At 75.4% G+C, this 9,175-nt stretch carries 5 protein-coding genes; 2 read left to right on the forward strand and 3 right to left on the reverse strand.

The window, feature by feature from the left end:
* Positions 1–244 precede the first annotated feature (244 nt).
* Entirely contained in the window at positions 245–1,180 is a 936-nt protein-coding gene (locus ACEPPI_RS38395) for a hypothetical protein (RefSeq protein ID WP_373919892.1), read from the forward strand.
* 19 nt (positions 1,181–1,199) lie between these two features.
* Here the strand turns inward: ACEPPI_RS38395 and ACEPPI_RS38400 are convergent, their stop codons facing one another.
* Complete coding sequence (locus ACEPPI_RS38400) at positions 1,200–5,885, reverse strand: HEAT repeat domain-containing protein (RefSeq protein ID WP_373919893.1); 4,686 nt, start codon at positions 5,883–5,885, stop codon at positions 1,200–1,202.
* Positions 5,886–6,065: 180 nt separating this feature from the next.
* Between ACEPPI_RS38400 and ACEPPI_RS38405 the strand changes: the two genes are divergently transcribed.
* On the forward strand, positions 6,066–6,542 hold the full coding sequence (locus tag ACEPPI_RS38405; RefSeq protein WP_373919894.1) for a peptidase inhibitor family I36 protein: 477 nt from the start codon (positions 6,066–6,068) through the stop codon (positions 6,540–6,542).
* Between the two features lie 74 nt (positions 6,543–6,616).
* Here the strand turns inward: ACEPPI_RS38405 and ACEPPI_RS38410 are convergent, their stop codons facing one another.
* Entirely contained in the window at positions 6,617–7,051 is a 435-nt protein-coding gene (locus ACEPPI_RS38410) for a hypothetical protein (protein WP_373919895.1), read from the reverse strand.
* Positions 7,052–7,811: 760 nt separating this feature from the next.
* The gene (locus ACEPPI_RS38415; RefSeq protein ID WP_373919896.1) at positions 7,812–8,711 is read right to left on the reverse strand and encodes an NAD-dependent protein deacetylase; all 900 of its coding nucleotides are present in this window, start codon (positions 8,709–8,711) and stop codon (positions 7,812–7,814) included.
* Positions 8,712–9,175: the final 464 nt, after the last annotated feature.

A 9,175-nucleotide genomic window follows, 5' to 3' on the forward strand; every position in this document is an offset into this window, starting at 1 on the left:
GCCCCGTCGGCGCCTGGAACTTCTGGCAGAACAACCACTGGTACTAAACCACCGGTACGAAACCACCCGTGGACCGCGCACAGCGCACACAGCGCACCGCAGACACACGAAAACGCCCGGCCGGGACCACCCGCCGGGCGTTTTCCCATGCCCGCAACCCGCTCCGCGCCCTCCCCCGGGCGGGGGAGCGGGATCAACCCGCGAAGTGATGTGCGGGCCGGCCCGCCGGGGCGAGGCTCGTGTCATGACGTCGAAGATGCCGATTCCGAAGCTGTCGGTGGTGTGTGGCTGGTGGGCGGGTGCTGCGGGTGCCCTCGCGACCGGGGCCGGGCTGTTCGAGGCCCGGCCGCCGGTTGCCGTGTGGGCCCTCGCGGGGTCGGCGGCAGTGGCGGGAGCGGGGCTCGCCTTGCGAGCGCGCGTACTGCTGTGGGTGGCCTGCGGCCTGTCCGTGGCGGCCGGCTGCACGCTGCTGATGGACGTTCTCGCGCTGCTGTTCGGGCAGGGCGTGGACAGCGTGACGGGGGCGGTGACACACGCGCTGGGCCTGGCGGGAGCACTGCTCACGGGTGCCGTCGCCGTGGCCGCCGGCGCGAGGCGGGACGCGGCCGTGGCGGCCCGGCCGGGACCGCCGGGGCGGTGGATCCCGTACGCCGGCGTGCTGACCTTCCTGCCGTACATCGCGATGAAGCTCCACTGGGCCCTGGGCGGCACCTTCGCGGGGGTGAGCGGGGCCGAGGTGCTGGCGGAGTCCGAGCGCAACGGGGCCTCGGGGGCGTGGCTGACCCTGGAACGGTGGGGGCTGGACGCCACCGTGCTGATGGCTCTCGCGGGGATCCTGCTGCTGTTCTGCCTGATCCGGCCGTGGGGCCTGCGCCTGCCGCGGTGGCTGCCGCTGACCCCGGCGCTGATCGGGACGGCCACGCTGGTGCCGTACGGGCTGCTGGGGCTGGGGTACCTGGCGCTGGCCCAGACGGGTGCGGTCGACATTCCGTCCGGGAGCTTCGACTCGGCCGACGACACCCTGCTGGTGGGATGGATCGGGTACACGGCCTTCTCCGGTTACGGTGTGGCCCTGCTGGCGGCGACCCGCTGGTACTGGCGCCGCACGCGTGGGCACGTACGGACCGGCCCGATGACGCCGGATGCCGATCCGAGCGCGAGGCCGACGGCGGACCGATGAACCGTCGGCCTTGACGGAACTACCCGGCTCCGGCGGCCTCGATCCGTTCGAGAACCACCGTGTACACGGACCGCCTGTCCGGTCGGGCGTGCCCGGCGGCATGCCGGAGGGCGGGGACCGCCACCGTACCCATTCCCACGAGCCCCTCGGCCGCGGCCTTGCGGACGGCGGGATGGGGGTGCTCCAGCAATCCGGTCACGGCGGGGGCCGCGGGCGCCCAGGTCGCGTGGCAGAGCGTCCGGATCGCCGTGCGCACCAGGTCCGGCTGGGGGTCGTCCAGCAGGATCGACGTGTGGTGCAGGTGGGCCGGGCGGTCCAGCATGGCCCGCGAGGTCCGGTGGGCGTGCAGGCGGACCCCGGGCCCGGGATGGCGCAGCAGCTCGGCGATCAGCTCCCGCAGTCCGGGGTCCCGGTCCGCGTCCGGACCGCGGTGTCCCGCGGCCAGCCACGTGAGTGCCCGGCGCACCCGCACCGGGTCCCCGCTGCGGGCCAGGTCCAGCAGCTCCTGCCGCGACGGGGGCGCCGACGCTTCCGCCGGTGCGGCCGGGGCACGGTGGCGGAGCACCGCCAGCGCGGCGGCGTCCCGCTCCGCCGCGTCCGGGCGGCGCAGCGGACCCTCGTCGAGCAGCAGCCGGTCGGCGAGGTCGTCGCGCCCTTCGGCGCGCAGCCGGCGCTGGACCCGGGCGAGCGCGGGGGTGCGCAGCAGGGAGCGTCCGTGGAGCAGGTCGAGGAACCCCCACGCCCCGGCGTCGAGGCGCCCGCCGAGGTGCTCCGCCAGTACGTCGGCGGGGAACGCGCGCAGCGCCCGCCCGGCTGCGGAACCACCGGACGGCGGGTCGTGCTCCCACCATTCGAGCAGCAGCGGGACCAGCGGTTCCAGCTCCCACGCGTCGAGCCGGGCCGCCACGAGGGCCACCCGCTCGTGCAGGACCTCGTCCGCGCGCAGTTCCGCCTCGCCGATGGAGGTCAGCGCGCGGGCCGGGACGGCACCGACGGGCAGGTCGACGCGGCCCCGCAGGTACGCGCGGAGCACCGCGAGCCCGGCCTCGGGCTCCGGCCACTTCGAGAGCGCCAGGGCGGCGGCGTGCCGACGGTCCGGAGCGGGGGCCGCCAGCATGTCCAGCAGGCGCTCCCGCAGCGCGGTCGAACGGGGCTGGTCGAGGTCGTCGACGCGCACGGTCCGCGGGCGCGGCGCCGCGGCGCGGGCGGTCTCGGCGATGGTCCAGGAGGGTGCGTCGAGGGGCTGGACGTCCGTCATCCAGTCGACGAGCGCGGCGCGTACCCCGGGGTCGGCGTCGGGGTGGACGTCGATCAGGGCGCCCAGGCGTTCCCGGGACCCGGGAACGCCGTCCCGGCGCTCGCGGAGCCGGCGCAGTTCCTCCGGTGCCCTCGGCGAGCGCACCGCCGCGTCGAGCGCGGCTCGCCACCGCCCTGATCTCGCGGTGGCCGTGGGGGAGTGCGGGGCGGCGAAGGCGTCACGCAGCACGGCGGCCTCCGCCTCCCGGGGGCGGGCCCCCAGCCGGGCCGAGGCGAGCGCCTGATCCAGGTCGGAACGGACCAGCACCGCGCCCAGGGCGCGGAGCAGCGTCAGGGTGGACCGGCTCCCCGCGGGTACGGGGGGCAGCGCGCGCACCGTGTGGGCGACGGCTGCCTTCTCGGCCGCCGCGAGGCTCGGCGCGACCGCTTCGAGCACCGCGATGAGGTCGTCCCGGTCTCCGGCCGGGGCCGCGTCCGGCCCGGCGGGTCCGGCGGGTCCGGCGAGTCCGGCGAGGAGGACGTTCGTGGACCGGCCGAAGACCGCCAGTTCCCCGGCCGTCCACGGCGCGGGGCAGAGCCGCAGCGTGAGCCGCAGGACGAGACGCGCCCGGACGGCGGGTTCGCGGCCGGCCAGGCGGAGCCAGTCCGCGAGCATGGGCCGCAGCGTCCGCAGTCGGGCGGGGTCCACCGGCTCGGGCCTCGCGGCGAGGCGCAGCGCCACGGACGGGTCCCACCCCTGCTCCGTCAGCCTCCTGACGTCGTGTTCCGCCCCGGTGTCCACCGTCGGCGGCGGTACGGCGGGCGGGGTGATCCCGTGGTGGGCCATGGCCGTCGACAGGTCCCCGGCCGTCCCGGAGGCGAGGCCGATCCGGCCGGTCGCCACCAGGGCGAGGAGCGTCGGCGCGACCCGTGACGACTGGCCGTCCAGAGCGAGGACCGAGCGCGCCGACAGCGTACGGTCGAGGCCTTCCAGCAGCAGCGCGCGGGTACGGGCGTCCTCGCTGTGTTCGGCGGCGGCGAGGACGGTCGCCGGGTAGGCGTCGCCGAGGACGCCGCGCAGTGCCTCGACGAGCGTGCCGCGCAGGCCCGGATTGTCGTGGCGCCCGAGCCAGTGGAGCATCGCCGGTACGGCCAGGGGCGTGCCCGCGCCGACCAGGACCTCGGCGGCGGTCTTCTTGACGTTCATGTTCGGATGGCCGAGGCATGCGGCGATCGCGGTGGAGGCCCAGCGGGCCCGCGCGTGACCGAGCGCCAGGAGCGCCTGCCGTACGGTCTGGACGTCGTGGGCCGCGGTCAGTGGGATCAAGGTCGCCGAGAGCGCCTGCGCGTCGTCCCCCGTGGCGTCGCGGGCGAGCAGCGCGATCACGTGCTTGCGCACGTGCCGGTCGCGGTGCCGCAGCAGGCGGTGCACCCGCGCACGGGTGCCCGCGTAGGGGGCACGGAGCAGGAGTTCGAGCAGGATCGCCTGCTCGCCGGCCGACAGTCCGGGCCGGTCCAGCAGGTCCAGCGCCGTGGTCGCGACGAGCGCGTGTCCGGCCTCCGCCGCGGTGGCCGCGTCGAGCAGGCAGGAGGGCCTGATCCGTCCCCGCGCGTGGAGGCGACGGCCCAGGCCGTGCACGGCCTCCAGGACCTCCTGGGGCACCACGGGCTCCCCGGCGGGCCGGCCGTCATCGGACCGAGGGGCGGTTCCGCCCGGCTCATGGGACGCCGCCAGCTCGGCCACGATGCGCAGGAGCAGGTCGGCGATGACCGGCAGTGTGCCGGCGCCGCCGTGGGCGGCCAGCCTGCGCAGCGCGGCCACCGGCCGGCCGGGGTCCAGGTGGGAACTCAGGAGGGCCAGTTCCCGCTCGTCCGGGCCGCCCAGATCGATGGCGATGCGAGGGGGCAGATCGGCGGGATCGAGACGGTCGAGTACGGCGCGCCGCTCGGCCGGATCCTGGGTCAGGTGCCACAGGACCTCAAGGGCGCGGTCGCGCACGGCACGCAGGTGCGGTGCGATGACGCCCCCGCTCCCCTCGGGGGTGACGGTGGGGGCGGTGGCCGATGCCGGGTCCGGGCCCGCGGCGAGACCGAGTCCTCGCCTCAGCACGGCCGTCGTCCGGTGCCCGCCGATGGCCTCCAGAGCGGCCAGGGCCACAGCGGGCGCCGACGGCAGGAGGGCGATCACGGCTTCCTCGGCATCCGTGTGCCGCAACGCCCGGATCGCGCCGAGGAACGGCCCGGGGGCGGGGGCCGAGGCGAGCGCCCGTGTGATCGCGTCACCGATGGGAAGTTCCCCCGCCCCCTGTCCGGCCAGGGCGACCAACAGTGCGATCCGCCGCGGCCAGCCCGGGTCGTCGGCGGGCGCATCCACCAGTGCGCGGAACATCTCCAGCCGACGGGTGAACAGGATCGTCGCCACCTCTTCGGGCGCGATCGTGTGATCGGCCAGTGCCAGGCCGAGGACGGACGGGACCTGCGCGGCGTCGGCGAAGTGCCCGCGCCGGTGGAGCCCGCGCAGGCAGGTCATCGCGGGCCCGCCGAACAGCAACGGGTCGCGTGCGGCGACGGCCGTCAACGCGCCGATGTCACCGCGGTCCGCCAGGTCACCGAGCAGCTCCGTCCCGCGCCTGCGGAGCCCCGGCGGCAGATCCGGATCCTCGATGACCTGCCACAGCAGCCCGGCGTGCCCGTGGCGGGCCGCGGCCGTGAGCGCCGCGTCGGCTGCCGCGGGCCGTGCGACCACCGAACCGGCCGTCAGGAAGGGAGACAGGCACCCGAGCGGCAAGGGGGCCAGCGCGGCCCACGGCCGGCCGAGTTCGTCCAGCGCGGCGGCGGCGACGTCGGCGCTGCCCGCGCCGAGGAGGCCGACCAGACGGCCGCGCACCAGTACGGGGGCCAGCAGACCGGCGTGCAGTCCCTGCCGGGCCAGTCGCAGCGCCGCGGCCTGCAGCACCGGGTCACCGCTGTCCGCCAGCTCGTCCACGAGCTGCTCCGGCCGGTGCGCGCGGGTGACGGTCGTCTCCCGCACGGCCTGGTACAACAGTTCGCCCGGAGCCTCCTTCCGGACCACCGTCGGATCGTTCAGGAGCTCGGCGCGCAGCCAGGCGATCCGCACCCGCGCCGGCAGCCCGGCCGAACGCCATGCGGGTATGCGTGGTTCCCGGAGATACGGCCCCAGTCGTTCGTGGAGCCTCGCCAGGACGAGCGCCGCCTCGGGCGGTCCCTCCACGGACGTCGGCAGCAGCTCAGCGAGTTCGGCCATTCCCGCCGCGTCGGCCGCCCGGACCGACGCGACGCGCTCGGCCAGCAGGATCAGCCCCAGGTGCCGCAGGCCAGGATCCCCGTGCCGGACCAGAGGCCCGAAGAGGGCCGGCGGGCAGAACCGTGCGTCGATGTGGCCGGACAGCCAGCGGATGTCGGCTCGACGCACCGCGTCGCGGAAGGACGTGTCTGCGGGCGTGATCACCACCGGATGCTAGCCGGGGCGTCGCCGGCACCACCAACGGGATTGTGCCGGGGCCGGAGGGCAGTCCGCTGGGGCCGGCGCGCCTCCCGAGGTGCGATCTCCATGGAGGGGAGGTGCGATGGAAGCGGGCGGCAGTCCCTCACCAGCCCGGCGGACGACCGGAGAGCGGCGGTGATCCTCGTGAGCGCACAGGCCGGAGCCGTGACGCGACAGGGCCGCGCGGGAGCCGGGGGAAGGACCGGCGCGGCCCGCGCTCTGGTCGGTGCGGCCTGCCTCGTCCTCGTCCTTGCGCTCGCCCCCGAGGCCCGCGCCGGAGCCGGCGGCTCCGACGCCCCCGGCAAGCACTGTTCGCCGGGTTGGGTGTGCGGATGGACCGGTCCCGCGTACACGGGCGTGGTCAGCCTGGTGGCCACGGACATGCCGCGCTTCCCCGAGACGACTGCCTACGTGGGGTTCAACGACGCGGCATCGGTGTGGAACGGCGCCGCCACCCGCAAGGCCGACGGCGCGCCGTGGGGCCGGTGCGTCACCGTCTACGACAAGCCCGGCTACAAGGGCCGGAGCCTGACCGTCCTTCCCGCACGGGGCGTCACGCAACTCCCGGCAGCCTTCGGGCACATCCGTTCCGCCCGCTTCCACAACTGCCGGCTGCCCTGATCCGGCTGTCCTGATCCGGCCGCACGCGCACCGGAGGCGCGGCGAGGCGGCGTGCGCCCGTGCCCCCACGAGGCTCAGGGCAGGCCGCGCCACCGCCTGGACCGGGAGATGAGCAGGAGCGGTAGACCCACGACCCACACCAGCGCGCCGATGACGATCACTCCACTCCAGAAGCCCGATCCCCGGCCGGCGTCCGGGGCCACCCGGGCCATGAGGAAGAAAGGACCGAGGACCAGGGCGGGACCGGCCACCCACCAGGTCAGGTAGGTGGTCAGGACGTCACGCACGCGTACCGGCGAACGTCCGAGGACGCGATAGGCGGTGGTCGACGTGCCGCCCCCCACGGCGCCCGGCGCATACTGCGTGGTCCCCACCACCAGCCGGTACCGCCGCAGCGGTACGACCGGCATGTAGCTGATCACGAACCACTCGGTGGCGTGGTGGCTGCCGTCGGGCTGCCGGTGGCTGAATCCCAGGTACTTCGTACCGATGCCGTTCCACGTGGACACGCCGCATCCCCCTCGTCAGGCCCGCGGCCAACTGGCTTACACGGTAGGGGTACGGACGCGGCACGGCAGGAATTCGGCCAACACGACGCCGGATCGGGGCGGGTCCCTCCGCAGCTGTCCGGCCGTAGTCGTGCCGTAGTCGTTCCGAGGCCACCGGAAGGGTCACAAAGGCGCAGGTCCGGCCGCCCGTACCGGCGTGCGCGGAGCTCAGGGGGCGCACGTAGCGCGATGGGAGAGGGTAGTGCTTCCACGCGCCCCCGGCCGTGTGCACGCCGTCGATGGGGCACCCCCTGGAGGCCGTCCGCGCACCGGTGCGGCAGGGTGCTCGTCATGAGCCTCGATTCCGCGGCCCCCGGCCCGCTCCGCCACCACGACCACGGCACGTGGCTCGTCCGGTTCACCGCGCGGATACCCGTGGTCTGCCCGGGGTGCGGCGGCCGGGCGCTCGTCGTGCCCCGGCCGCCGTCGTGGCTCCGGACGCGGTGCGCGGGACGCATCCTGTGGGCCTACGACCCGGCTCCCGGGGTGGATGAAGTCCGCGCACCACCGGGAGCAGGTGTTGGCAGGCCTGGCGACACTGCACTCCCCGGCACGGCGTTCGGCACCGGCCGACCGCTCCGACGCCGCCCACGAACCCGGCGACCGGCCCCGCCACCACCGCAGCCTGCTCGTCCGCGGCGGCCCCTGCCCCCGGACACCGAGACCCTGAACAACGGCGCCCGTGCGGAGGTCCCGGCAGGGCCGCCCCGCGCGCGGCTGCTCAGGACGTCGGCGGGCCGTGCGGGGGTACGTCCAGCAGGTCGGCCACGGTCGTGAGGGCGGCGCCCAACGGGAGGCCGACCCGGGTGAGCGCATGCCGGTCGCCCCGTGTCGGGTCCCGGTTGACGATCAGCACCGGCTTGCCGGCTTCGGCGGCCTGGCGGACGAACCGGAGGCCGGACATCACCGTCAGCGAGGAGCCCAGGACGAGCAGTGAGGTCGCCTCGCGGACGAGTCCTCGGCAGTGCTCGACGCGCGACGGGGGCACGGTTTCGCCGAAGAACACGACGTCGGGCTTGAGGACGCCGCCGCACGCCGCGCAGGGCACCACCCGGAAGTCCCCGACCTGTTCGTCGGTGAGGTCGGCGTCACCGTCCGGGTTCATCGCGGCGGCCACGGGCTCGAAGCCGGCATTGGCCTCCTCCAGCCGTCCGGCGAGTTCCCGGCGCGAGCCGGAGGTGCCACAGGAAAGGCAGACGACCCGGCCCAGACTGCCGTGGAGTTCCACCACGCCCTCGCTGCCGGCTGCCTGGTGAAGGCCGTCGACATTCTGGGTGATCACCCCCGAGAGCAGCCCCTGCCGGCCGAACGCCGCCACGGCCCGGTGCCCGGCGTTCGGCCGGGCGCGGCCGAATGTGCGCCAGCCGAGGTGACTGCGCGCCCAGTACCGCCGCCGGGCCTGGGCGGAGCCGGTGAACGCCTGGTACGTCATCGGGGTGTGCCGACGCAGGCTCCCCCCTTCACTCCGGTAGTCGGGGATGCCCGACTCCGTGGACAGGCCCGCTCCGCTCAGTACCAGTACCCCGCCCGCTCGCAGGGCGGCGGCGACGGGCCGTGGATCCTCGGTGCCGGGCGGCAGGTCCTCGGAGGGGGTCCAGCTCAGCGTGGGGCGCGTGCGCATGCCGCCCAGCGTACGGAACGGGCGGGGCACGGGCACAGGGCCGACCCTCTCTCCCGGCACGGCCACGGGTCGCTCCCCGCCGGCCGATGACGGCTCCGGAGGGCATCCGACACGGGTACGAGTGGTCACGTCGGGTGAGGTTCGGGGGTCCCCGTGGTGACTCGGCCCATAGGGCCCACGTCACACACGATCCCGGGTAGTAGTGGTCCGCGAGGCCGGCTTCGACCTCCGGGAGCGGCTCCGGCCTGCACGGATCCTCCCGACCCCGCCGGCGGCTCCGGAGCTCCCGCTGCGAGGGTGGGTAGTAGGCGGGGTCTTTGCCAGGTGGCGGGGGCGTCGGTAGAACTGGATGGGTCGCCGGGCGGCACGGGTGCTTCACCCGCCGCCCAGGATCCCCTCTCCTTCTGCGTGAGTGGTTCACGCACGTCTTCGGCGTGCCCGCGGCGGTCCCTGTCCCCTTCGGA

Origin of the sequence: Streptomyces sp. AB3(2024), from assembly GCF_041862025.1 — a bacterium.
In the GTDB taxonomy this organism is placed as follows: Bacteria; Actinomycetota; Actinomycetes; order Streptomycetales; family Streptomycetaceae; genus Streptomyces.